This window comes from Corynebacterium curieae, assembly GCF_027570035.1.
GTDB classification, from domain to species: Bacteria; Actinomycetota; Actinomycetes; order Mycobacteriales; family Mycobacteriaceae; genus Corynebacterium; species Corynebacterium curieae.
The window spans coordinates 103,092-128,814 of record NZ_JAKMUU010000005.1; the positions used below are offsets into that span (position 1 = coordinate 103,092).

A 25,723-nucleotide genomic window follows, 5' to 3' on the forward strand; every position below is an offset into this window, starting at 1 on the left:
GGATATTACTCGTCGCGTAGGTTGCCCACGTTGCGGATGATGCCGAAGCGGTGCATGGTTACGGAGACTGCCTGCTCAAGAAGGTAAGGGATGAGCTCACGGCGGCCATCGGCAAGCACGGGCTGGTCGAGCACCACGGAGTTGGAGCGCACCGCGGCCTCGTAGATGGAATCCGGCACGGTGCCCAGCGCACGCACGCGCGAGGACTGGTCATTAGCCACGGCGGTGGCAAAGGCCTCGTCGGTAATTGCCTTAACGTCGAAGCCGAGGTCCTGCAGCTGAGTGGCTACCTCCGGGGTGGCAGAAATTTCCGTGGTGGTGCCGGTGATTGCGGCAGCCAGCACCTGGCGGGCAACCTCGCGCAGCTCGTAGCCTTCGCCCACGCGCACACGCAGCTTGTTCAACAGCGGGCGGTAGCGGAAGATATTGGCCTCAGAGACCAAACCGGTGCGGTCGTGGTTGCGCCCAAACTCCTCTTGCCAGGCCACCTGGTCTAGCTCAGCGGCGCGCCACAGCCAGGAGATATCGTCCTCGGAGAGCTTGCCGGAAAGGTTATCGCGCAGGCGGTGCAGTGCGGCGAGGCTAGCTGGGGCGATGTCCACATTGCGTGGCTTGAGCTCACCATCGGCCCACTCGCCCATCTGCGCCACGTAGTTCGGGCCGCCGGCCTTGGCACCAGGTCCCATGACGGACTTCTTCCAACCGCCGAAGGACTGGCGCTGGACAATCGCGCCGGTAATGCCGCGGTTGACGTAGGCGTTGCCGACCTCGACATTGTCGATCCAGTACTCAATTTCGGCGTCGTCAAGCGAGTGGATGCCGCCAGTCAGACCGTAACCAGTGTCGTTTTGCCAAGCGATGGCCTCTTCCAAGGTATCGGCGTACATGATGCCAAGGATGGGGCCGAAGCACTCGTTCTTGTGGTACCAGGAGCCCGGCTGCACGTTATCGCGGATGCCCGGGGACCATAGGGTGCCTTCCTGGTTGAGCTTTTCCGGCTTGAGCAGCCACTTCTCGCCCGGCTCAAGCTGGGTCAAGCCGCGCAGGAGCTTTTCACTCGGCTCTTCTGCCAAGCCATTCATGGTGGTAGTGATGTCGAAACCAGGGCCTGGCTTGAGGGTCTTGACGGCATCCAGCAGCTGGTTGCGCAGGCGCTCGGACTTGCCGGCCGCACCGACGAAAATGACCAGGGAGGACGCCGAGCACTTTTGGCCGGAGTGGCCGAAGGCGGAGTTGTAGAGATCATCGATAGCCAGGTCCGGGTCCGCGGCTGGGGTGATGATGAGCGCATTCTTGCCGGAAGTCTCCGCCATGATATTCATCTTCGGCTTCCAGGAACGGAATAGCGCGCCGGTATCGGAGGCGCCGGTGAGGATGACATTATCCACGTCGTCGTGGGAAAGCAGGGCCTTGCCGGCGTCGCCTTCATCAGTAAGCACGAGCTGGACCAAGTCCGGGTCCAGTCCCTGCGCCTCCAGGGCAGTGCGGAAGGCTTCCACCACGAGCTTGCCGCAGTGAACCACCTGTGGGGCTGGCTTGACGATGACGGCCGAACCCGCCGCCAAGGACGCCGCAATGCCACCAGTAGGGATAGCAATGGGGAAGTTCCACGGTGGGGTCACCACGGTGACGGTGTGCGGGGTGAACTTGGAGTAGGATTCCTCGAGCAGGCGGGCGGACTGGCCGTAGTAGGTGCAGAAGTCAATCGCCTCAGAGACCTCTGGGTCGGTCTGGGTGACAGTCTTATTAGCCTCATACGCAGCCACGGAGATGAACTTGCCGCGCTGGGAGGCAATCTGGTCTGCCACGGCCTCCAGGGCTGCAGCGCGTTCGGCGGCAGGACGCTTGCCCCATTCGGTGCCTAGTTCCTTGGCGCGGGCGATGTGGCTTTCCACAGCGGCCGGATCGGTGACCTCAGCGATGCCGTGCTCGCCAGGGTTGCGCTTGAGAGCCTCCTGCGCCCACTGGCGGTTGGCCGCGAGTGCTGGGTCAGTATCGGCCTCATTGGTGAAGCGGCCGGTGCGGGGTGCCTGGCGGCCTTCCTCTTCGAGGCGGTTTTGGGTGCGGCGGGCGCCAGCGAAGGTTTCCCAGCGCTTGGCGACGGCCCGACGGAACGTCTCTTCCTGGTCCGCCAACGGCTCTTCGCCAGGGGCAAAGAGGGCGTAGAGGAAGTTTTGCGGTGCAGAATTTTCTTCCAAACGGCGCACTAGATAGGACACGGCGACGTCGAAGTCCTCCGCATGAACTACGGGAGTGTAGAGGATCTGTCGGCCTTCAAAGACTTCGCGTACCGCAGCCTGTTGGGCTGGGGACATGCCCTGCAGCATCTCCGAGTCCATCATGTGCAGCACGCCGCGCTTCTTGCCCAGCTCGTAGGCCATTGCGGCGGTATAGAGGTTGTGGGTGGCTACACCGATGCGCACGCTATCGGCGTACTCCTCACGCAGGATGAAATCCAGCAGGCGATAGTAGTTAGCATCCACATCGAGTTTGTTGGTGTAGGTAGCAAGCGGCCAATCGTGGACCTCGCCCTGCACGGTCTCCATGGACAGGTTCGCGCCCTTTACAATGCGCACCTTGACCTTGCCGCCGCCCTTAGCCACGCGTTCCTTGGCAAAGTCGGCGACATCTTTGAGCGCATCAAAGGTATCCGGGAGGTAAGCCTGCAGCACGATGCCGGCATCCAGGGTGAGGAATTCCGGCTCGCTGAGCAGCTCCTTGAAAAGACGGATGGTCAGGTGGAGATCGTGGTACTCCTCCATGTCCATGTTGATAAAGACCTTGTCGGTACGGTCCGCCGCAGCCTGGTACAGCGGGCGCAGGCGCTCCTTGAGGCGTTCTACCGAGCCATCGATATCCCACTGGTTGAGCTGGGCGACCATGGAAGAAGCCTTGACCGATACGTAAGTCACGCGTGGGTTTTGGATGAGCTTGAGGGTGCGCTCAGCACGGGACTTTGCTTCAGCCTCACCGAGCACAGCCTCACCCAGCAGGTTGAGGTTAAGCTGCTCGCCGGATTCGGCGGCCTTGTCCAGGATCTTGTTGAGGGCATCGGACTCGGCGTCCAGAACTAGGTGGCCTACCATCTTGCGCATGTATAGGCGGGCCACCGGCATGACCAGGTTCGGCAGGATGGGGCCGAAGAAACCACCGGCGCCAACGAGCGCACCATTGATGCTGCCCAGGAATGACGGGTCATAGTGAGAAGAAATATCCTTCAGCGCGTGCGCGGCAACCTTGTCATCTTCTGGGCGCATAACGCGGTCCACAAAGTCCATGGTGAATTTGACGCCATCTTCATCGCGCAGCAGGTCTGCGAGCTGCTCGGTGGCCTTATCTTCTTCGTCCGCAGTGGACTTCAACCAGTCGTGTGCGCGGCTGATGGCAGCAGGCAGGACTGCTTCCACATCATCAGAGATGGGCAAGCGGGTATTAGCAAGAGAAGTCATATGGGGTCTACCTCTTCTTCAAACGGGTCACATCCCAGTAGCCGCTAGCAGTATTTGTGCCGGACAGTGGGCTGCCGGCCGATTCGGCGTCTGGGGCGTAAGCGGTGAGCTATGTGGTGCTGCAGGGGTGCAGTCGGGTGAGGAGCGAACACGCAGTGGCGCGACGCAGTGTGGGGTTCGCAGGTAATAGTTCGATTTTCAGCAGGCCGTTATACGGGCCGTGTGCGGACGGGAGGCCTATCGCTGCTGCGACGAACGCGCGCCAGGTTGGTTTTCAACACTCACCTGCTTTCTATGACGTGACTATGGGAAGGGGGGATGCGGGGCACTGTAGCGCTCTGACGTGCGGCATCCCTGCTGGGCAGGTCCCTAATGTTGCCTGGGAAATACTATGAACTTGTGTGTTGTCGCAATTATAGGAAAGCAATAAACGTGATGCTAGTCTCTTTTGGAAAATGGTCTACGGGGGTAGAAAAACAAAAAATAAACCCCAGCATGTGGGGTTTAGAGGGGGTATTGACGCAACCGGGGGTGCCTACCCCCCGAGATTGTTTAACAACCAAGGCCTAGGAACCGTAGCCGGCTTTCAAGGCTTTTACCGCCAGCTCAAGACGGGACTTAGCGTGAAACTCGCTAAGGAGGGTGGAAACATATTTCTTCACCGTGCCCGGTGCATAATGTGTGCTCTTGGCAATCTCTTCGTTCGACTTTCCTTGGCAGACTAAATCTAGGACCTGCTCTAAAGCAGGAGAAATGTGATGATTGTCCTTGAGCTTAGCGGCATCACTCGCCCTATTGGTGCTGCTTTGCTCCGAGTTCCAACCAGGAAGCTGCTCAAAAAGGCGGGTGAGGGATTGTGGGGTAACAACCGTGCCACCGCGCACGGCCTCGCGCACGGTATCCAAGATATAGACCGGTTTTGAGCTCTTTAGAATATAGGCCGCCGCCTTATTGGACATGACCTCTTTGAGGGTCTCATCATTGTCCATTGCGGTCATCGCGACAAAGACGGGTGGGTTATCCATCTTATTGACCTCGCGCAAGAGGGTAGTGCCATCCATTTCAGGCATATGGATGTCCGCGACAATGACATCAAATTCTTGCTCTTGCAGTAATTTGAGGGCGACCTTGCCATTTTCTGCGGTAGCGCGCACCTCCATGTCCTCCGCTGAGGCGAAGTAGCGCCCCAAGGCTTCGAGGACAAGTGGGTCGTCATCGACGACCAGAAGGGAAGTCTTTACTTCACGCACCATGGTGATGGGCAGCCAAAGACCAATTCGACCGGCGATTGATATTCCGTGTGTGGGGATAGATCACCAGGGGTCAGTCCCCCTAGGAGGGAGGATGACAACAAAAATGGCGCGAGAAAACTAGCAAGTGCGGCCTGCATATGCGTGGTCCTTTAATAAAAACTGTTTTAGTCAGAAACAAGCGATAGCTTAGTGTATGCTTTCCAGGTTTGCTAGGAGACGTGTTGCACTTAACGTGCTTTTTGGGCGGAGGGTGGAAGCGAAAGCGAAAGTTCCCACCGATTGTTTTCAAATTTGGTATCAACGCGGGCGTCGATTGTTGCGGCTATTCGTGACATTGATGCCATACCAATGCCCGATGACATATCGGCATTTGTACTAGTCGGTTTAGAAACGGGATTGGAAATTGTTATGACAGTCCATCCCAAATGTGGGCGCACCGAGATTACGATTTCCGCGCCTGGTGGAGAGTACTTGACTGCGTTTAAACAGGCTTCGGTAGTGATTGCAGCAATGGAGTTTAGCGTTTCTGGAGGAAAACGTGGGGCGACCTCTTCGGTACTCACCTCCATTACTGGTTGTCGGTTTAACTTAGATAGACGGCTTTCTTCTCGGGAAAGAAGCTGGGCAAAAGTATCTGGCTTGGTTGTGGAACCGAAGCTTATGCCGTCGTTAATGCCTTCGATGTTGTTTCGGAGAACCTTAGTCAGCGCGCGAACCTCGGACATGGAGGAGCGCATGGAATCGCTGAGTTCATCCAGGCGTCGAGCAAGTTCTTGGTTTTTGGAATACTCGAGACTTAAGGCTTCTAGCTGCATGGTGTTAACCGTCAGGCTGGAGACTACGGAGTTATGCAGTGTTTCGGCGAGATCTGATTGTCTCCGTTGAACATCGGCGTTCCACTCGACCATGGCTGTCTTGTATCGCTGAGCAGAATGGGCAAAAGTCGCTCCGATGACCGCGCCGACTCCAATGAACATTGCCCATGCAAAGGCTGGCGCAGGATTTACGCTGATTTGTGCGGTGCTGGGATCGATTAGGCCTGCGGCCCAAAAGACGGCGCCTATTCCAAATGTCTGCCAATTCTTACCGTGATACGCGATCACGGCGATAAAGATTGGGGTTAAAAAGATGTAACAGAGGTAGGGAGTACCTACGGCGAAAGTAGACCCCATCCACACCGCCACAAAAAATACCGACATCAGGAGCGGGTGGCGGAATGCCAAAATAGTAGTGACGGTCAAAATAAGACCCAAGACGGCGGCCGAAAGCTGGTGTTCTGTAGGGGTGAAAAACGCGCCGAGAAGAGTGAGCGCTACACAAATTACCGCAGTAAGAGCAGCTGTCCGCTGCAAGGTCATGGCCGCGCGAATGCGTTGGTAAATATGCGGCTGTGAAAGTTTAGGCACGGTGCGGCACACGCTTCCTGGTTGCTAAAGATTGATGGGGTTTGTCTCCTTAGTGTAAGTACAACGGCCGCGGAGTAGCCATTGAAAACAGCCAAACCCCCGCACCTTCGTGCGCGGGTCCTTAGGTGGATTCCGGGCGGAAAAGAAGGTGAGGGGGTTAGCTGGTCTTCATGAAGGAGTGCGGATTGCTAATTACTTAGCTTCTGCAGCAGCCTCTGCGTCATCCTTGGAGGACAGGCCCTCGAATACGGAGGACAGGCCCTCGGAATCGGTGTTGGACTCGGAGGAGGTCTCGATGAGGCCCTTGATGCCCTTTACGAGTGCCTCGAAGTCGATGGCGGAGCTGAGGTCTGCGAGGGAATCGAACATATATTTTCCTTTCGAATAGGCGGAGTAAACTACAATCTCTCTCTGGGGCAGCAGCTCTTGGCTGCTGTGATTCCTAGTATGCGGTAGCGGAAGCGGGCTGCCAATCCTCTTTTGGATCCTTTCTGAGGTAACTTTTGGATCCTCTTAGTAATATTTAAGGAACTCCATTTGGGTACGGGCTGGGCCGCGGGGGTAAATCTGCAGAGGGTGGGCAAGGGGGCGTCGGAAAGAGCTGTGCTGAGCTGGGCAAAAGAAGGAATGTTGAGAAAAGTTGAGTCGCGGGGAATAACTTTTGTAGGCTTCCGGTTGTAAGGATTGAGTGACACAGACTCAAGGTTGTGTGACCGGACGTGGAAATTCTGTTACAGTAGCGCTCGGACACAACGAGAAGTTGAGTCACTGACAGTCAACTTTATTAATTACCCCAAGATAAAAGGAGAAGAAATCATGGGACGCGCAGTAGGTATTGACCTTGGTACGACGAACTCCGTCGTTTCCGTACTGGAAGGTGGCGAGTCCACCGTTATTGCAAACTCTGAGGGCTCCCGCACCACGCCTTCCGTTGTTGCTTTTGCAAAGAATGGCGAAATCCTAGTCGGTCAGTCCGCTAAGAACCAGGCGGTGACCAATGTTGACCGCACCATTCGCTCCGTCAAGCGCCACATCGGCACTGACTGGAAGATCAACATTGATGACAAGGACTACACCTCCCAGGAGATCTCCGCTCGCACGCTGATGAAGCTGAAGCGCGATGCGGAGTCTTACTTGGGTGAGGACGTTACCGACGCCGTTATTACCGTCCCGGCTTACTTCGAGGATGCACAGCGCCAGGCCACAAAGGAAGCCGGCCAGATTGCAGGCCTGAACGTGCTGCGTATTGTCAACGAGCCAACCGCCGCCGCTTTGGCATACGGCCTAGAAAAGGGCGAGCAGGAGCAGACCATCCTGGTATTCGACCTGGGTGGCGGCACCTTTGACGTCTCCTTGCTGGAAATCGGCGATGGTGTGGTTGAGGTTATGGCAACCGCCGGCGATAACGAGCTGGGCGGCGATGACTGGGATCAGCGCATCGTTGACTGGCTGGTAGACCGCTTTAAGACCTCCCAGGGCGTTGACCTGACCAAGGACAAGCGCGCCGTGCAGCGTCTGCGCGAGGCTGCAGAGAAGGCCAAGATTGAGCTGTCCTCCTCCCAGCAGGCCAACATCAACCTGCCGTACATCACCGTTGACTCCGACAAGAACCCACTGTTCTTGGATGAGACCCTGACCCGCACCGAGTTCCAGAAGATCACCCAGGATCTGCTGGACCGCACCAAGGCTCCGTTCAACCAGGTCATCAAGGACGCTGACCTTTCCGTTGGCGATATCGACCACGTTGTTCTCGTTGGTGGTTCTACCCGCATGCCGGCCGTATCTGACCTGGTCAAGGAACTGACCGGCAAGGATGCCAATAAGGGTGTTAACCCAGACGAGGTTGTTGCAGTGGGCGCTGCCCTGCAGGCAGGCGTGCTGCGCGGCGAGGTTAAGGACGTGCTGCTTCTTGACGTCACCCCGTTGTCCCTTGGCATTGAGACCAAGGGTGGCGTGATGACCAAGCTCATCGAGCGCAACACCACCATTCCGACCAAGAAGTCCGAGACCTTCACTACCGCGGAAGACAACCAGCCTTCCGTGCAGATTCAGGTCTTCCAGGGCGAGCGCGAGATGGCTACCGCCAATAAGCTGCTCGGTTCCTTCGAGCTTGGCGGCATCGCTCCGGCACCGCGTGGCGTTCCGCAGATTGAGGTCACCTTCGACATCGATGCCAATGGCATTGTCCACGTGACCGCAAAGGACAAGGGCACCGGCAAGGAAAACACCATCAAGATTCAGGATGGTTCCGGCCTGTCCCAGGAAGAGATCGACCGTATGGTCAAGGACGCCGAGCAGCATGCCGAAGAGGACAAGAAGCGCCGCGAGGAGCAGGAGCTGCGCAATAACGCAGAGTCCACTTCTTACCAGACCCGCAAGTTCTTGGATGACAACGCTGACAAGGTATCCGAGGACGTGAAGACCAAGGTCACCGAGGCTGCTGACGCCGTCGATGAAGCCCTGAAGGGCGATGACCTCGAGGCCATCAAGTCCGCAGTGGAGAAGCTGTCCACCGAATCCCAGGAGATGGGCAAGCAGATCTACGAGGCACAGGCTGCTGAGGCCGGCGCCGAAGGTGCTGCCGATGCAGGCGCTGCTCAGGGCGATCCGAATGTCGTCGACGCTGAGGTCGTTGACGAAGATGAGAACAAGGATGGCGACAAGTAATGACTCAGGACAGCGGAATGCCGCAAAACCCAGGCGACCCGGAAAACACGGATCCGGAGGCTACCTCGGCTGACCGCGCTGAGGCTGCCGCCGAGCAGGCTGAGGAGGCCCAGGCCGCGCAAGAAGCGCAGGCTGACGCCACCGAAGAAGCCGAGCTGGATCCCTCTCTCGATGCTGACCTCGAAGAAGCACTGGCAGATGTCAACGCTGATGAGGTAGACGCCGAAGCCGCGGGCGAAGAGCCCGCCGGTTCTGGCGCCAGCGACGTGGAAGCACAGTTGGCAGAACGCACCGAAGACCTCCAGCGTCTGAATGCGGAATACACCAACTACCGCCGCCGTACCGAGCGCGACCGCCAAGCCGTAATCGAGACCGCCAAGGCCAAGGTCATCGCAGATTTCCTGCCTGTCCTTGATGACTTGGAGCTGGCTCGTGAGCACGGTGACTTGGAGGGCCCGCTCAAGGCGTTCGCGGACAAGCTCCACGGCACGTTGGAAAAGCACGACCTCGCCGCTTTTGGTGAGGAAGGCGATGCCTTCGACCCCGAGGTTCATGAGGCCGTGCAGGACTTGTCCACCGGTGATGAGCAGGTGCTCGGCACCGTGCTGCGCAAGGGCTACCGCGTGGGCGAGAGGTTGGTACGCAATGCCATGGTCATCATCGCGGACCCCAGCGATGAGGCCGGCAGCTCGGAAGCTTCCGAATAATTAACCTAAAGGGCGCCCTGGGAACTTAACTTTTACCTTCCCGTGGCGCCCTTTTTACTTAACTTCTATCGATTCTCTTTGAAAGGAGGAGATGCCCAGTGAGCGCTAAACCCGAATGGGCAGACAAAGATTATTATGCGGATCTGGGGGTCTCCTCGTCCGCAGAACAGAACGAAATCAAGCGTGCTTACCGCAAACTAGCCCGCGAAAACCACCCCGATACCCACCCGGACGACCCCGCAGCAGCGGAAAGGTTCAAAAAGGTTGCGGAAGCCTACGACGTGCTTTCCGACGCCGCTGAGCGCAAGGAATACGACCAGTTCAAGGCAATGCTGCGCAATGGCGGTGGCTTTGGACGGATGGGAGGCGCCGGGTTTCCCGGCGGGTTTCGATCCACGCGCATGGGTGGACAAGGTGCGCAAGAATTCGACCTCTCGGACCTCTTCGGAGGATCCGCTGGAGGAGCGGCTCAAGGCGGCGGTGTTGGGGATATCTTCGGTAGCGTTTTCAACCGCGGCGGTGGTGCTGGCCACTCAGCTAAACCGTCGCGGGGGGCCGACGTCGAAACGGAAATAACCCTTGACTTCCGTGAGGCCGCTAAGGGAACCACCATTCCTTTGGCACTGAGCGGCAACGCACCGTGCACAACGTGCCACGGCTCAGGGTCTGCTTCCGGTAAAACCTCCACCTGCGGCACGTGCAATGGTTCAGGCTATACGTCTGAAAACCGCGGTGTCTTTGGATTTTCCGCCCCATGCAAGGATTGCGATGGCACCGGTCGCCGCATCACGGATCCGTGCAAGGATTGTCACGGCACCGGTACGGTCCACCGCACCCGCAATATCACCGTTCGCATCCCGGCCGGTGTTATCGATGGCCAAAAGGTACGCCTCGCCGGCCAAGGTGAAGCAGGCCCCAACGGCACCCCGGCCGGAGACCTCTTCGTTGCAGTGACCGTCAAGCCGGACAAGGTCTTTACCCGCGAAGGCGATGACCTCCATGTCACCGTTCCCGTTTCCTTCACGGAGCTCGCTTTGGGCGATACCATCACGGTTCCTACCTTGGATAACCCGGTTCGCGTGAAGATCCCGGCTGGCACTCCGGATGGGCGCACGCTGCGGGTGCGCGGAAGGGGCATCGCCAAGCGCGGTGGCACCTCCGGGGACCTGCTGGTTAGCGTTCAGGTAACCGTGCCCACCAAGCTCGATGCCGCTGCTTCCAGCGCCCTGCGCACCTATGCTCAAGCGGAAAAGGACTCCGGCTTCAACCCGCGTGCGGGGTGGGCCGGAGCCGAGAATGCTTAAGGCAGGAGGTGTGTTAAGAAATGAGCACTGGAAAGGCAGAAGATTCCGGCACCGCGGTCTACGTCATCTCCGTAGCGGCGGAGCTATCCGGGATGCACGCCCAAACCCTGCGAACCTATGACCGCATGGGTTTGGTTTCCCCGGCTCGCACCCGTGGTGGCGGCCGCCGCTACTCCGACCGGGACATCGAGTTATTGCGCAAGATTCAGGCGCTATCCCAAGACGATGGCGTCAATCTTGCCGGTATCAAGTCCATCATTGAGCTGACCGAAGAGCGTGACCGGCTCGAGGCCGAGCGCGATGCCCTAGCCGAGGAAGTTCGGGCCCTGCGTGAACAGGCCGCCGGCCGTCGCTCCCAGCGCAGCGGTGAGCTTGTTCATGTCCCACGGTCCACCTCCGTGGTTATGTGGAGCCCGCGTACCGCTCGCGAGCGCAAACGCGCCCGCGGCCGTGGCCAAGGGCTCGACTAGTTCTCGCTCTGCAGACGAGTACAACCCAACCCCGCAACCAGTTTCTCGCTGGATGCGGGGTTTTCTTCTGCCTGCATACTGGTGGTGCCATGTGAATATTTGCGAAGGGGGTAACCGTAATCAGTGCGCGTTGCAAAGTCTGGGGTTAGGATGTCTAGCAAGAGGGTGATGTACAGCACATAAGTTAGCGATAGTGCCACACAACACCCCTCCCTGTATTATCTCCAGAAAGGACACGCACCATGACCCTGTATGCAGCCCCGGGAACTGAAGGCTCCATCGTTGACTACCGTGAACGCTATAACAACTACATTGGCGGCCAGTGGGTGGCGCCCGTCGATGGTGAATACATGGACAACATCAGCCCGGTCAACGGCGAGGCATTCTGCCAGGTAGCTCGCGGCAAAGAATCCGATATTAACCTGGCTATCGACGCCGCGGAAAAGGCCTTCGAGACCTTCGGTAAAACCAGCCCGGCCGAGCGCGCACTGCTTCTGCACCGCATCGCGGACCGTATCGAGGAAAATTTGGAAAAGATTGCGGTTGCTGAAACCTGGGAGAATGGCAAGGCCGTGCGCGAAACGCTTGCCGCCGATATTCCGCTAGCCGTAGACCATTTCCGCTATTTTGCCGGTGCCATTCGTGCCCAAGAGGGCCGCCTGTCCCAGCTTAACCAGGACACCGTGGCTTACCACTACCATGAGCCGCTCGGCGTAGTAGGCCAGATTATCCCGTGGAACTTCCCTCTGCTTATGGCCGCGTGGAAGATCGCGCCAGCATTGGCTGCGGGAAACTGCATTGTTATGAAGCCGGCTGAGCAAACCCCAGCATCCATTCTGCTTCTCATCGATATCATCGGCGATCTTCTCCCTGACGGCGTGCTCAATATCGTCAACGGACTGGGCGATGAAGCCGGTGCGGCACTATCGGGCTCAGACCGCATTGCCAAGATTGCTTTTACCGGCTCTACCCCGGTGGGCAAGATCATCAACAAGGCTGCCGCCGATAAGGTCATCCCCGTCACCCTGGAACTAGGCGGTAAATCGCCGTCTATTTTCTTTAAAGACATCATGGATGAAGATGACTCCTACTTGGAAAAGTGTGTGGAGGGCTTTGTCATGTTCGCCCTCAACCAGGGCGAGGTCTGCACGTGTCCATCCCGTGCGCTGGTGCACGAGGACATCGCGGATAAGTTCTTGGAGCTGGCTATTGAGCGCGTAAAGAAGATTAAGATTGGCCACCCACTGGATACGGAGACCATGATGGGCGCGCAGGCTTCCCAAGAGCAGATGGACAAAATCAAACAGTACCTGGAGATTGGACCGCAGGAAGGTGCGGAGACCCTCGTTGGCGGCCACGTTAACAAGGTCGAGGGCCTAGAAAAGGGCTACTACATCGAGCCCACCGTGTTTAAGGGCAATAACGACATGCGCATCTTCCAGGAGGAAATTTTCGGCCCAGTGCTCTCCGTGGCTACGTTCAAAGACTATGACGAGGCGATTGCAATCGCTAACGCCACCAACTTCGGGCTCGGTGCCGGCGTATGGTCGCGCAGCCAAAACATCTGCTACCGCGCGGGACGCGATATCCAGGCCGGCCGCGTCTGGGTTAACCACTACCACGACTACCCAGCGCACAGCGCTTTTGGCGGCTACAAGGAGTCCGGCCTTGGTCGTGAGAACCACTTGATGATGCTGGGTCACTATCAGGAGACCAAGAATATGTTGGTCTCCTATTCGGATCAGCCGGCCGGCCTGTTCTAACGGCCTCATCTCCCATTAGGGCTAGTGCGCCCGCGCCACCTGGCCTAGGCTGCGCAAGAACCGTGGGTCCTCCCAATAGGTGCCATGATCGCCGGGAAGGCCATCCGCGCCGGGAAGGGGAGTAGCTCCAAAGGCATCAACGGTGGGATCCGGGCCGTGGATACCTCCTTGTGGTCCCGTTGCGATGGCGATCGGATCATTGTCATTCGTGGCCGCCCAGATGCGGCCGTGAAGCTCAGAGGCGTGGTCGGCGCCGGCACCAGGGCTGCCGACGAGCACTATGTCATCGGCAATCTTCTCCTCCTTAGCGGCGTGCCCGGTAACTACAGAACCATAGGAGTAGCCCACTACGGTGCGCTTTGCCTGCGGGTAGCGCGCGCCGAGGGCACGTTGAAACCGTGTGAGCTCCTGGCCGGCAGCGCGCGCAGGCTCAGCATGAACCGCACGGGACAAGGAAGATGGCGCTTGGTAGCCCAACCACACCACGGCCGGCCCGCCGCTTGCTTTGGCTAGGGTGCGGCCACGATCGACTGCCCGCTGCCACGTCTCTGGGTCGGAGGAGTGAACGCCTTCAACAAACGTGGTAATGGATGCCGGGGTGGTGCGGAAACCACCTGGGTCCACCATGGCTACGAGCCGTCCATCGCTTGCTTCCACAACCCGCATATCTGGGTTCTCCGCGGCTAGCTGCGCCACGTGCTCATTAGCTTGGGCGAGGTTGATTTCATGGACAGTGTCCAACGGAAGATCGGAAAAATCCTCGAAACGGGTGGGCGGTTCCACCCCAGCAGGTGTGCACAGCGCATCGATTTCTTGGGCGCACAACCAATCGAGGGAATCACCGAGTGCGCGCACCTGATTTAACAACAGCCCAGCCGCGCTGGCAGCGACCCCGCTGCGCTCATCTACTTGTCCCAGAAATGCAATGATGCGGTCTTCGAGTTCCTCGCGGCGGGCCTGCAGATTGGCGTGCCGCTCGAGCGTGGCGGCAGCCTGCTCCATTTGCTTTAGTGGCTGGCTAAGCCAATCGGTATACCTAGCTAAATTAGCTCGCGCTGCGGAGCCAGCGGGTCCTCCCAGTGATAGACCGTGCCAATCCTGGTGGGAATCCAGATATCTTAAGCGCAGTTCAGAACGTTCTGTGCGCAACTGGTTGGCGCCATTTCTTAAGGCCAGAGACAGAGTCATCGCGCCGCTCCCAACTTACGGCCTAGTCCGGAATCCACTCCTGCTGTCGTAGTGAGGAAGCCATCAACCGAGCGCAATTGCTCGGCAGTTGCATCCTCGGTTGCGGCCACGGTGGAAGACCACGCAGAAAGCGCTCGGTCCAGCGCGGCTGCCGTGCGGCATGCCGTATCGAGCGCGGCCGTCGGCGGTGGCAGTGGGGGACGCGAAATGAGGGAGCGGACGTAATCGGGCAGGTGCGTGGGTATTTCTATATAACTCATGCCCCTTAGCCTGATGGACCGTTCAGCTTGGCGCTAGGGGTAGAGACGCAGCCTGTGGATAACTCCGCCCAGCTTCATTATTTTGGGAGGCATGAAGGTAGCAGCAGTGCAATTGACGTCCACCGGCAATGTCGCAGAAAACCAGGAGCTGACACTCGAGAAAATTCGAGAGGCCGCCGGAAACGGCGCACGGCTCATCGTGCTGCCGGAGGCTACGTCGCAAAACTTTCGCTCTGGGCGGCTGGATGAACAGGCTCAAACGCTCGAAGGCTCGTTCGCCACGGCGCTCCGGGAGCTTGCAGAGGACCTTGAGGTTACCGTCGTGGCAGGCATGTTCTGCCCAGCCGATACCGTGGAACGGGATGGGAAGACCATAAATCGCGTGACCAATACGGCACTCATTGCGGGTCCCGGCGTGCTGGGTGGTTACGACAAGATCCACACCTACGATGCCTTTGACTACCGCGAATCGGATACGGTCTTGGCCGGCGAATCATTGGTGGCCTTTGATGTCGATGACCTCGTAGTAGGCGTGGCTACCTGCTATGACATCCGCTTTCCAGAGCAGTTCAAGGAGCTTGCCAGCCAGGGTGCGCAGGTTATCGTCGTGCCTACCAGCTGGGCGGACGGTCCCGGAAAGCTGGAGCAGTGGCGCCTGCTCACGGCCGCGCGTGCATTGGACTCCACCAGCTATATCGTTGCGGCCGGCCAGTCGCGCCCGGGCGGCGATGCGGAGGCGGGGAATGCTTCTGGCCCGACGGGCATCGGCCATTCCACCATCGTCGATCCGAATGGCGTGCGCGTGGCCGAGGCCGGCTATGAAGATGACATCCTCTATGCCGAAATTGATCCGAATGAGGTAGCGAAAACCCGCCGCGCCCTGCCGGTTGTGGGCGCTGTGGATTAGGATAGTGCCGCGTAGTCTTCCGGCTGCCAGCGTCCGTCGCGGCCCCAACTAAGGACGTCGATCTGCTGCTTGCCGATGCCCCTTTGAACCAACTTTTCCTCACCTTCCGCGACTTCCTCGGCCGGTCCGACGAGCAGGAAACGTGGGGGAGTGCCTGTGGATAACTCCACCTCGTTGACTACTACATCGGTCGGTTTCCCGGAGACCACGTAGTCGGCGCCGGGTGCCAATTCGCGGGCATTGAGCAACCACGGGTCTTTTTCTTCCCGCACGATGCGGCGCACCGGTATGCCAAGTGCTGCCAGGTTCTGCTGAAAGTAGGTGTCGTAGTGTGCGCCCGGGCTGCCCGCCACGGCAAAGATGCGTGGCACCTGGCGGCTATTCTCCTTCAGCGCGGCGAGCGCCACGCACCGCGCTGTAGCCCAACCGGTGCCATAAGCAATAATCACTGATTCGCCCCGCCCTGAGTCTTTGGCGCCGATGCCACCGCTGGGCTGGCCCAGGGTCCACCAATCGCCGGGCTGCGCGTGGGCGAGGGAGCGAGAAGCCTCGCCTGCAGAGGAGACGTGGAAGATCAGCTGACCGGTCCCGTCGGCAGGCTGCGCGGGGGTTAGCATCCGCCATTGGCCGGGCAGGTACTGCGTGGTTACGGGAAAGTGCTGGCCTGGCTGATAGGGCACGGCAAGGCCGGCCTCCACGCGGATGACTGCGGTATCGCGGGTGGGGCGGTTTACGGCTACTACTTGCGCCGAGTAAGCCGGCGCCTCGCCGGCCGAGTCTGCCTCTCGGGCGGCCTTAGCCATCGCCTCGCATACCTGGTGGATGACATCGCGTGCGAAGTCGTACTGATACTGCGTTAGCGCCAGTACCCGCAGGCCCGCCACGAGGGCGTGTTCAAACTGGGAATAGATTTCGGCCGGGAACCCATGCCGGCGGTGATCGCGGGCGAGCTGGGTGAGTTTGGCAGAGACGTCGGCAAGCAGGGGCTCCCCCGGCTCCGTGTGCTCAAGCACCCACGCCAGCGCAGGCGCCATGGAGGTATGGGTATCGCGCATGGACAGGGCAAAAACCTGCCGGGATTCGGGCACCGCGTTAAAGAAATGCTCGTGCACCGCATCGCGGTACTCGTCTGCGTAGTTTCGAAAATGCTCGCCCAATTCCCACATGCTTGACCATCCTAATGCGCGCCGCAGGCGGATTGGGGCAGCGCCAATGCTGCTAGGGTTAGCAGGGTTGAAAAGCAACGATCGGATTAGAGTATGGCTCATCCAAGGGGACAGGGAGTACCCAACGTTGGTGCAGATTTGGCGCAGCGCGGTAGACGCCACCCATGATTTTCTAGCTGAGGATGACCGCAAAAGCATAGAAGACAACCTCATTCCCCATTACTTTCCCGCGGTAGAACTCTTTGGGGCGGAGCTGGACGGCACGCTCGTGGGCTTTGTCGGAATAGCCGGAAGAACCGTAGAAATGCTCTTCGTTGCCAACGAGTATCGCGGTCGGGGCATTGGCACTCGGTTGCTGGAGGAGGCGGTTTCCCGCCATGGCGCGCGCATGGTGGACGTCAATGAACAAAACCTCGGGGCCGTAGGCTTCTATCGCAGCTATGGATTTGTCACTACCGGCCGGGACGAAATCGATGCCGATGGCAAGCCCTATCCCACCCTGCACATGCGGTTGGAGCGAGAGCCCCAGTCCTAGCTCGGGGCCGCGAGGGAGGTATTCGCGGCCCAACGTTCATCGAAGCTTGTGTGCGCAAAGTCCCCACTGGGCACGAGCCCGCGGTGGGCGAGCTACTGGGCCGTGGCTAACTCAGCTTGGCCCGCGCTCTAGCGATGCTGAGGCTCTAGCGATGTTGAGGCAATGAGCCACGCTTTCCATGGACGGCGGGGGTGAAAACGGGATCGTATGTTGTGGCTCACTTCATGGCAGGTATTGTATTGTCTATCCGCCTGCCCTCTAACGGGGGCAGTCTGCCATAACTGCACAGCTAGAAAGGGTCCTCATGGAAGATTTTTCCGCATATACGCTCATGTTGGATGTGGGCTGGATTTCCTTGCTCATGGTCATCGGCAACGTTCTGCGCCACCAGGTGAAGTTCATCTTCCAGGACCTGCTGCTGCCTGCCCCCATTACCGCCGGCCTCATCGGCCTTCTGGTTGGTCCGAACGTGCTGGGCTGGATCAATTTCTCCGATAACTTGGGTGATTACACCTCCATCCTCATTGCGGTGGTCTTTGCCTCCATGGCCTATTCCATGGAAGTCGGCGGAAACATGGGCAAGGGCGCGCGCAATATGTGGGGCTATTCCACCATGATGTTTACCGGCCAGTGGGGCCTATTCATCGTGCTCGGCCTCTTCCTCTTTGCGCCGCTTTTCGATACCCCGAATTGGTTCGGCATGATGCTGCCCGTCGGCTTTACCGGCGGCTTTGGTACCGCCGCAGCTGTGGGCGGCGCGCTAGAGGGTGTGGGTGCTGATGCCGCGTCCTCGCTGGGCTTTACCTCCGCTACCGTTGGCACGCTGGCCGCGATTGTAGGCGGCGTGATCGCCGGCAACTGGGGAATCCGCAAGGGCAAGGTCTCCCACGTGCCCAAGGAGCTGCCGGAAGAGCTGCGCCGCGGCTATATCAAAAACATTGATGACCGCCCCTCCCTCGGCCGCGCCACTACTAACCCATCCTCCATTGAGCCGCTAGCACTGCACTTCGGCTTCATCATCTTGACCGTGATGACCGCCTATGGCATCAATCAAGGTTTGAGCAGCATCTGGGAGAACGTCTCCGTGCCGCTTTTTGCCATGTCCATGGTGGTGGGCCTTTTCTTCCGCGCACTCATGAACTTCGTTGGCGCTGAGGACTACCTAGATAAGGACTCCATTTCCTCCATCTCCGGCGCGGCCACGGACTACCTCATTGCCTTCGGTGTGGCTGCCATCGTTCCGGCCGCCATTGCTTCTTATTGGCAGGCGCTCCTCCTGCTTTTCATCTTGGGCACCATCTTCTGCATCTTCTTCCTCTTCTGGTTCCCGGCCGAGTTCTTTGGCGAGCGCTGGATCGAGCGCGGCATCTTTGGCTGGGGCTGGGCCACCGCTACCGTGGCAACCGGCATCGCCATCCTCAAGATCGTGGATCCCAAACTCAAATCCGGCACCCTGTCTGAATACGGCATGGCCTATATCGGTTTCGGCCCGTTTGAAATCTCGTGGACCATCATCGCGCCTATGGCCGTCATGTACGGATTCACCGGCCTCTTTGGCGCCATTTCCCTGGCCATTTCCATCGGCGTCTACATTGCGTTCAAGGCCATGCGCTTCATGCCGCCGCGCGGCACCATCTTCCAAGAAGGTATCGGCCACGTAGGGCAAAAGCAGGCTTAGCCGCGCTTGCCGACGCCCCCCTTGCCAACCCCGCCGCAGAACCTGTGGCGGGGCCTTTTTGTCAAGACTGTGGCTTCTAGATGTGTCTTGACGACCGAAATCTTGACTCCTCGCACCGCTAGATCTTGAGCGCAGGAGCTTAAGATAAAGTCGCCCAACGTTAAGTGTTCTAAGTGTAATTTTATATAAGCGAATAATGATTGCATCGCGCTTCTGGAATCTCCCCAGCTGTTGCTGCTGTTTACACCTAGAGTTTCGAGTAATACGAAACGATAATCATTAACGAGTACCGTTTTACCTTAGAATTTGTTATAATTCCAGAGAATCAATCTCTGTCTTGATGAGGAACTAAATGTATGAGCTGGATGGCGCTTCCGTGCGAGTAGAAATTTTGGAAGCGGCCTTAGATATCGCTGGGACGCGAGGTGAACCTGCAGTAACTTTGGAGGAAGTTGCAAAATCCTTGCAGCGCCCGCTCTCGGATATTGAGGAAGAGTTCTCCTCCAGCTCAGAGATCCTTGATGCGATGCCCAATTTTCTGGATTGGCGTTTGACCAATTACATGGAAAAAGTGGTGGACCGTCTTCCCGAAGGCGCGGGTGCCGCAGAGATTTTGAAGGCCTTGGGTGAAGGGTACTTCTTCTATTGCCAGGAACAGCCAGAGCTTTATGGCTATCTCTTTGAGCGATACCCAGCCTTGGACGATGTTCAGGTATGCAATATGGCCAAAGGTACGCATACTGGAATCTCGGGCACAGATTTCGTAGTAAATGTGCTGAAGCAACTGGTTCGAGAACAGGGCGCCGTTGTGGGGGAGGATATTGCCCTTGGTGATATCGGCCGCATTGCGCTTGCCATCTGGTCAATTATTCACGGCCTTAGCCACCTTAGTACTAAGGGTGTGGTTCGTTTCCAGCATTCGGTCATTCGCATTGCCAACCTGAGGCAGACTGTCCAGCTGGTGTTGGAAGCGATTATTGATTGGTTTGCCACCAAAGATATTCCAGAGCGTCGGCCAATTATGTATTCCGCGCGCGAGATCGTGGAGCGGGCGATGGAACAGTGGGAAGATCGTCCACTCGTTGCCCCTCAGAGCGTTGAGTCCTTGGAGTTTGAAAAGGCCAAGGATCTAATTATTGAAACGGCGCTTCACGTGGTGGCCCGAGAAGGCGTTAGCCGTTCCTTCTTCAAACAAGTGGCTCAAGAGCTGAATACCACTACGGATTTTCTCAACTCCGTGATCGACAATGACTTCGCGCTGCGGGAGTACGCCGAAGAGCGAGTAACCCGGGAAATGGCCGAGATGTTTGAAAGGGCAATCGGTTCTTTGCCGGCGGATACCGCCATTGTGGATCGTCTTCATATCGTGGCCTCTGTATATTTCAATTTTTCGCTCCGCCATACCGAGCGGTTCTGTGCGGTTATCGGCCTGGCTAATGGGTCGATCGTTCCGCATAGCGGTGACGGCAGCCCGCATGAAGGCATGACGGAAAATTTTGCCATCATGATGAAGCTTTTGCGCGAATTCATTATGGAGGCAGGAATTCAGCCGACAGATCAGCTGGTTTACTTGAGTGCCTTGGCCATGTGGGCGGGTGCTGACGGCGTATCCCATCTGTGTGCTTTGGGAGACTTCAGGGAGTACGGGGATGACCTGAAGTGGGGTCTCTTCTCCCAAGCGTTGACCTCGTCCTTCTTTGCGGTGGCGCATGGTCTGCAGTTGGTAGACAAAAACCTTCCATAGGTTGAGTGGAATAGACTCAACTTTGGGTGCGTTGTGCTAAGTGAAGCCCTACAGTGGGGTGAATAAAACTTAGAAGGAGCAACGCACACATGAACTCATTTAACCCGACCACTAAAACACAGGAAGCCCTGCAAGAGGCCCTGCAAACCGCCTCGTCCAATGGCAATCCGGATATCCGCCCTGCCCACCTGCTGGCGGCCATTCTTAGCCAAGAAGGCGGCATCGCCGCGCCAGTACTGAAAGCCACTGGCGTAGATCCGGATACCGTGCTCAAGGAAGCCCGCGAGCTCGTTGATTCGTATCCCAAAGCGGAGGGCGCCAATATGGCCAATCCGCAATTTAACCGCGATGGCCTTAATGTCTTGACTAAGTCGCAGGAGTTGGCCGGTGAACTGGGCGATGAATTCGTCTCCACCGAGGTCCTCCTTGCCGCTATTGCTGGCTCCAAGACCGACGCCGCCGAGCTGCTTACCGGCCGCGGTGCTACTTATGACGCCATCAAGGGCGCCTTTCCCTCCGTGCGCGGCGCTGCTAAGGTGACGTCCGAAAACCCAGAGGATCAGTTCCAGGCGTTAGAAAAATACGCCACGGACCTCACCGCGCGCGCCCGCGAGGGCAAGATCGACCCGGTCATCGGCCGCGATCAGGAAATTCGCCGCGTGGTCCAGGTGCTCAGCCGCCGTACGAAGAATAATCCGGTGCTCATTGGCGAGCCCGGCGTGGGTAAAACCGCCATCGTGGAGGGCCTAGCCCGCCGCATCGTGGCTGGCGACGTCCCCGAGTCCCTCAAGGGAAAGACCCTCATCAGCCTGGATCTTGGTTCCATGGTCGCCGGTGCTAAGTACCGCGGCGAATTTGAGGAGCGCCTTAAGGCCGTGCTCGATGAGATTAAATCCTCCGAGGGCGAGATCATTACCTTCATCGACGAGCTGCATACCATCGTTGGCGCCGGTGCTACTGGCGACGGCTCCATGGACGCCGGCAACATGATTAAACCCATGCTGGCCCGCGGCGAGCTGCGCCTCGTTGGCGCCACCACTTTGGACGAGTACCGCAAGTACATCGAAAAGGACGCCGCTCTCGAGCGCCGCTTCCAGCAGGTCTATGCCGCTGAGCCGTCCGTGGAGGACACCATCGGCATCCTGCGTGGCCTGAAGGAGCGGTACGAGGTGCACCACGGCGTGCGCATCATGGACTCCGCGTTAGTTTCGGCCGCCGAGCTATCTAACCGCTACATCACAAATCGCTTCCTGCCGGATAAGGCCATCGACCTCGTCGATGAAGCAGGCTCTCGCCTGCGCATGGAGATCGACTCCTCCCCGCAGGAAATCGACGAGCTCGAGCGTATCGTCCGCCGCATGGAGATCGAAGAGCTAGCGCTGAAGAAGGAATCTGACGCCGCTTCCCAGGACCGCCTGGCTACCCTGCAGGGTGAGCTCGCTGACCAGCGCGAAAAGCTTGGTGAGCTCAAGGCCCGCTGGGCCAATGAGAAGAAGGCCATCGATGATGTCCAAAACATCAAGGAAGAGCTCGATGATCTGCGCCGCCAGGCCGAAATCGCCGAGCGCGATGGAGACCTTGCACTCGCCTCCGAGATCAACTACGGCAAGATTCCACCGCTGGAAAAGGAACTTGCGGCCGCGGAGGTCAAGGCCACCGAGCAGCGCAATACGATGCTCGATGAGGAGGTAAGCCCAGATACCATCGCGGAGGTCGTCTCTGCCTGGACCGGCATTCCGGCCGGCAAGATGCTGCAGGGTGAGACCGAAAAACTGCTCAATATGGAATCCGTACTGGGCAACCGCGTGGTCGGCCAGAAGGAAGCCGTCACCGCGGTATCGGACGCCGTGCGCCGCTCCCGTGCGGGCGTGGCCGACCCCAACCGGCCGACCGGCTCCTTCCTCTTCCTTGGTCCCACCGGTGTGGGCAAGACCGAGCTCGCGAAGGCATTGGCGGACTTCCTCTTCGACGATGAATCCGCCATGGTCCGCATCGATATGTCCGAGTACGGCGAGAAGCATTCCGTCTCCCGCCTCGTCGGTGCCCCTCCGGGATACGTCGGCCATGAGGCAGGCGGCCAGCTCACCGAGGCCGTTCGCCGCCGCCCCTATACGCTCGTGCTTTTCGACGAGGTAGAAAAGGCCCACCCCGACGTCTTCGATGTCCTCCTCCAAGTTCTGGACGAGGGCCGGCTTACCGACGGCCAGGGGCGCACCGTTGACTTCCGCAATACCGTCATCATCTTGACCTCCAACCTGGGTGCCGGCGGCACCCGCGAGGAGACCATGGATGCGGTGAAGAAGGCATTCAAGCCCGAATTCATCAACCGCCTCGATGACGTGGTTATGTTCGAGCCCCTGTCGGAGGAGCTCCTCCGCGGCATCGTCGACATCCAGCTGCGCGGCCTGTCCGAGCGCCTTGACGCCCGCCGCCTGACCCTGCAGGTTTCGGATTCCGCCAAGTCCTGGCTGGCCGAGCGTGGCTACGACCCAGCCTATGGTGCCCGCCCGCTGCGCCGCACCATCCAGCAGGCCATTGGTGACAAGCTCGCCAAGAAGCTGCTGGCCGGCGATATCGTTGATGGCGATACCGTCCACGTGGACGTCGCCGATGGCGGCGCGGAGCTAGACATCGCCGCCCGCTAGTCGGCCGCTTAACGCCCGCCGCGCCAAAATGTGCTCATGCCCCTAGACTCGGGAGCATGAGCATTTTGGTCTCCCCACAAAAACTCCGCGAATCCATTTATCACGGCGAGCAATTTACCCTCCTGGCCACCCACTGGCAGCCCCAGTTGCGCCAAAGCTATAACCAGTTCACCTCCCTGCACATTCCGACGGCGCTGTTTAGCGATACCGCCAATTCCTTCGCCGGCCTGCCCGGCTCTCAGGTAGGCCGCAACCCGCTGCCGGATCCGGATAAGCTCCAGGAACACTTCCGCCAGTGGGGAATCCGCGAGGATCGCCCCGTCGTGGTCTATGACGAGGGCCGCGGCCTTTTCGCCGGCCGCGCCTGGTGGACCTTGCGCTGGGCCGGCCTGGAGAACGTTCGCATCCTCGATGGCGGCCTGGCCAATTGGCGCCACTTGGGCTATACCACGCTGACCGGCCCCGGCAATTTCGCCGTAGGCGCTAACGCAACGGTCAACCCCGGCCACATGCCCGTGGCCACTATCGATGACGTGCGCAATCACGATGGCCTGCTCATTGATACCCGCACTCGCAACCGTTTTGCCGGCCGTCGCGAAAACTTGGACCTCAAGGCCGGCCACATCCCCGGCGCCATCAACGTGCCGGAGCGCCTTTTCCACAACGATGGCCTGCGCACCTGGAAGTCCACGGGCGAAATCCGCGAAGTGCTTTTCGACGCCGGACTCACCCCCGACAACGTCCAAGATGCCATCATCTACTCCGGTTCCGGCAACCACTCCGCCCTCGCCCTCGCCGCAATGCAAGACGCCGGCTTCACCGGCCTGCGCCACTATGTCGGCGGCTGGTCGCAGTGGTCTGCCAACCCCCAAAACCCCGTCGAGCGCGGCGACCGCCTCACCGTCAACGGCTAATCGCTCCGCACATCCCTCGCCCTCAGCCTCCCGCACCCGCACCCGCGCGCCGAGCGCTGAGGGCTTGCCCATTCCTACTACTATCGTGGGGTGATGGCTTTTCTAATCCTTGCTCTCGCGCTTCTTCTCGGCATTGCCGGCGGTGCCTTGCTGCTTTACGACGGCAAACAGCGCGCCCCCTCCACCCCTGCCTCCACTGCCGACGCAGACACCGCTTCCGCCGAGCCGGCCTCCGCGGACCAAGCTTCGGCCGCGCCCGCCCCTGCCGAGCCCGCCCCTGCCGCGCCCGTCGATTCCGGCTCCGCTGACGCCGAGTCCGCCGACGCGCAAGCAGAAGCCCTTCCCGTTGATGCGCCACACGAGACCGCTGGTCCCGCCGGCGACGCGCCCAACCTAGATTCCGGTCCAACCCCCAACTCAGCTCCCTCATCTGAGCCCACTCCCGAGCCGGACCCTAAACCGGAACCGGTCCGCGAACCGGAGCCTGACAAGGATTCCGAGTCCGAGTCCAGCGCAGAATCCACACCGGAGCAAGCCCTGATCCACGATCTGGCCCACGAGTCGGATCGCCAACCGGCAAGCGATCCAGAAAGCGAGCCACGCCCGCATTCGAAGCCGCATGCCCGCCATCGGCCGGTTCTGCCGGGAACGATTCGCCGCGAGCGCCGGAATTGGGCAGAAGCCAAGGGCTTTGAATTTATGAAGTCCGATCCTTATCTCGTAGACGAATGGACGAGGGGAGTGGCCTCCACCGGTGCAGCACCCAAAGACATTGTTGCAGGCAACGTCTACGGCCACGAGATGCTGTTGATGGATATCGATGGTGTCAACGTAATGGCCATGCGCACCGGCGCGGCCTCAGACATGGTGGTGGATTTCCGCCGCTTCGACCGCGAGAGCACAAGGACCTCCGAGGACCTGCTTTTGGCCATGACCATCGAGGGGTTCGATGTGTATTCCTCGGAAAGCGCAGTCACCGAGCGCATGGTTGACGAGCGCGTGCATGTTGCCCTGCAGCAAATGCCAGAATCCGTAACGGCACTGTGGATGGAAACCGAGTGGGTGCTTGCGCAGACCACGAAACAAGCGCGCTCGGCGGAGTGGGACGCGATGCTGCCGCCGCTGGCACTTCTGGCGGACGCGGCTCGCGTATTACCACCGCGTTCTTCGGCCACGCAGGTGCTGCGCCTCGAAGACTTGGACCCAGTCCGCGAGATTCCCGCGCAGCCCATCGTAGAGGCGGTCGGCGGCGCGCCGGCCGCAGGCGTACCGGAGTTTGAACGGCCCGTTATCCAGCGGCCGGAGGAGCCTTTGCAGATGCCATCGCGGGCGTATTCCGAAACCCGCGGTCCGGTCGAGCACACCGCTCTGGGCGGCGACGAGGTCGACGCGATTGCCGACGGCCGCGAGCGCCCCAACCCCGACTCCCACACCGCCCGCCTGCCACGCCAGCAGTTCCGTGCCGCCTCCATCTTCGATAGTCCCGCCGGCGACTCCACCAGCTCGGCCGATCCCGACGCCGCCGATTCTGCTGCCGCCCATTCCGATGCCACCGATTCCGACGCCGCAAGCGACTCCTCGGCCGAGGAATCGGACTCGCGCCGGGGAGAGTAGCCTAGAGTCCGATACGGGCGGCCGGCCGCCGCCCACGAACCACGACAAGGAGC

General features: G+C 59.3%; 19 protein-coding genes. 12 read left to right on the forward strand and 7 right to left on the reverse strand.

Translation table 11 applies throughout. The features are described from left to right. Positions 1-5: 5 nt before the first annotated feature. From L8V01_RS09415 to L8V01_RS09430, 4 genes are all read right to left on the reverse strand, one after another. On the reverse strand, positions 6-3,449 hold the full coding sequence (locus L8V01_RS09415; RefSeq protein ID WP_269946810.1) for a bifunctional proline dehydrogenase/L-glutamate gamma-semialdehyde dehydrogenase: 3,444 nt from the start codon (positions 3,447-3,449) through the stop codon (positions 6-8). 566 nt (positions 3,450-4,015) lie between these two features. Then, positions 4,016-4,702 carry a response regulator transcription factor gene (locus L8V01_RS09420; RefSeq protein WP_269946811.1) on the reverse strand — a complete coding sequence of 229 codons (687 nt, stop codon included), beginning with the start codon at positions 4,700-4,702 and terminating at the stop codon, positions 4,016-4,018. A 227-nt stretch (positions 4,703-4,929) separates the two neighbouring features. Beyond that, a complete protein-coding gene (locus tag L8V01_RS09425) occupies positions 4,930-6,108 on the reverse strand; it encodes a sensor histidine kinase (RefSeq protein WP_269946812.1) in 1,179 nt (392 codons plus the stop codon). A gap of 192 nt (positions 6,109-6,300) precedes the next feature. Continuing rightward, positions 6,301-6,477 (reverse strand): hypothetical protein, encoded by a 177-nt coding sequence (locus L8V01_RS09430; RefSeq protein ID WP_162837062.1) that lies wholly within the window; start codon positions 6,475-6,477, stop codon positions 6,301-6,303. A gap of 447 nt (positions 6,478-6,924) precedes the next feature. On the opposite strand from L8V01_RS09430, the gene dnaK reads away from it, so the two are divergent. From dnaK to exaC, 5 genes are all read left to right on the forward strand, one after another. Further along, on the forward strand, positions 6,925-8,775 hold the full coding sequence (dnaK, locus tag L8V01_RS09435) for a molecular chaperone DnaK (RefSeq protein WP_269946813.1): 1,851 nt from the start codon (positions 6,925-6,927) through the stop codon (positions 8,773-8,775). Further along, positions 8,775-9,482: a nucleotide exchange factor GrpE gene (gene grpE, locus L8V01_RS09440; RefSeq protein WP_269946814.1), complete on the forward strand. Its 708-nt coding sequence runs from the start codon at positions 8,775-8,777 to the stop codon at positions 9,480-9,482. The genes dnaK and grpE overlap by 1 nt, the downstream gene beginning before the upstream one ends. A gap of 98 nt (positions 9,483-9,580) precedes the next feature. After that, positions 9,581-10,786 (forward strand): molecular chaperone DnaJ, encoded by a 1,206-nt coding sequence (dnaJ, locus tag L8V01_RS09445; protein WP_269946815.1) that lies wholly within the window; start codon positions 9,581-9,583, stop codon positions 10,784-10,786. A 20-nt stretch (positions 10,787-10,806) separates the two neighbouring features. Continuing rightward, a complete protein-coding gene (locus L8V01_RS09450; protein WP_269946816.1) occupies positions 10,807-11,256 on the forward strand; it encodes a heat shock protein transcriptional repressor HspR in 450 nt (149 codons plus the stop codon). Between the two features lie 242 nt (positions 11,257-11,498). Next, positions 11,499-13,019, forward strand: coding sequence for an acetaldehyde dehydrogenase ExaC (gene exaC / locus L8V01_RS09455; protein WP_269946817.1), 1,521 nt, complete (start codon positions 11,499-11,501; stop codon positions 13,017-13,019). 21 nt (positions 13,020-13,040) lie between these two features. Here the strand turns inward: exaC and L8V01_RS09460 are convergent, their stop codons facing one another. Beyond that, positions 13,041-14,021 carry an alpha/beta hydrolase gene (locus tag L8V01_RS09460; RefSeq protein ID WP_269946818.1) on the reverse strand — a complete coding sequence of 327 codons (981 nt, stop codon included), beginning with the start codon at positions 14,019-14,021 and terminating at the stop codon, positions 13,041-13,043. Between the two features lie 182 nt (positions 14,022-14,203). Further along, positions 14,204-14,467: a hypothetical protein gene (locus tag L8V01_RS09465; RefSeq protein ID WP_269946819.1), complete on the reverse strand. Its 264-nt coding sequence runs from the start codon at positions 14,465-14,467 to the stop codon at positions 14,204-14,206. Between the two features lie 91 nt (positions 14,468-14,558). On the opposite strand from L8V01_RS09465, the gene L8V01_RS09470 reads away from it, so the two are divergent. Beyond that, entirely contained in the window at positions 14,559-15,374 is an 816-nt protein-coding gene (locus L8V01_RS09470) for a carbon-nitrogen hydrolase family protein (protein WP_269946820.1), read from the forward strand. Here L8V01_RS09470 and L8V01_RS09475 read toward each other — a convergent pair. Next, on the reverse strand, positions 15,371-16,540 hold the full coding sequence (locus tag L8V01_RS09475; RefSeq protein WP_269946821.1) for a 2-polyprenylphenol hydroxylase: 1,170 nt from the start codon (positions 16,538-16,540) through the stop codon (positions 15,371-15,373). The genes L8V01_RS09470 and L8V01_RS09475 overlap by 4 nt on opposite strands. A gap of 130 nt (positions 16,541-16,670) precedes the next feature. Between L8V01_RS09475 and L8V01_RS09480 the strand changes: the two genes are divergently transcribed. The 6 genes from L8V01_RS09480 to L8V01_RS09505 all read left to right on the forward strand — a co-directional run bounded on the left by L8V01_RS09480 (position 16,671) and on the right by L8V01_RS09505 (position 25,670). Then, complete coding sequence (locus L8V01_RS09480; RefSeq protein WP_269946822.1) at positions 16,671-17,075, forward strand: GNAT family N-acetyltransferase; 405 nt, start codon at positions 16,671-16,673, stop codon at positions 17,073-17,075. Positions 17,076-17,379: 304 nt separating this feature from the next. Further along, entirely contained in the window at positions 17,380-18,753 is a 1,374-nt protein-coding gene (locus L8V01_RS09485) for a sodium/glutamate symporter (RefSeq protein ID WP_269946823.1), read from the forward strand. A gap of 352 nt (positions 18,754-19,105) precedes the next feature. After that, positions 19,106-20,497 carry a TetR family transcriptional regulator gene (locus L8V01_RS09490; RefSeq protein ID WP_269946824.1) on the forward strand — a complete coding sequence of 464 codons (1,392 nt, stop codon included), beginning with the start codon at positions 19,106-19,108 and terminating at the stop codon, positions 20,495-20,497. Between the two features lie 89 nt (positions 20,498-20,586). After that, entirely contained in the window at positions 20,587-23,142 is a 2,556-nt protein-coding gene (clpB, locus tag L8V01_RS09495) for an ATP-dependent chaperone ClpB (RefSeq protein WP_269946825.1), read from the forward strand. A gap of 56 nt (positions 23,143-23,198) precedes the next feature. Then, complete coding sequence (locus L8V01_RS09500) at positions 23,199-24,056, forward strand: sulfurtransferase (RefSeq protein WP_269946826.1); 858 nt, start codon at positions 23,199-23,201, stop codon at positions 24,054-24,056. Positions 24,057-24,149: 93 nt separating this feature from the next. Next, positions 24,150-25,670: a type III secretion system chaperone family protein gene (locus tag L8V01_RS09505; protein WP_269946827.1), complete on the forward strand. Its 1,521-nt coding sequence runs from the start codon at positions 24,150-24,152 to the stop codon at positions 25,668-25,670. The last annotated feature ends 53 nt before the right edge of the window (positions 25,671-25,723 follow it).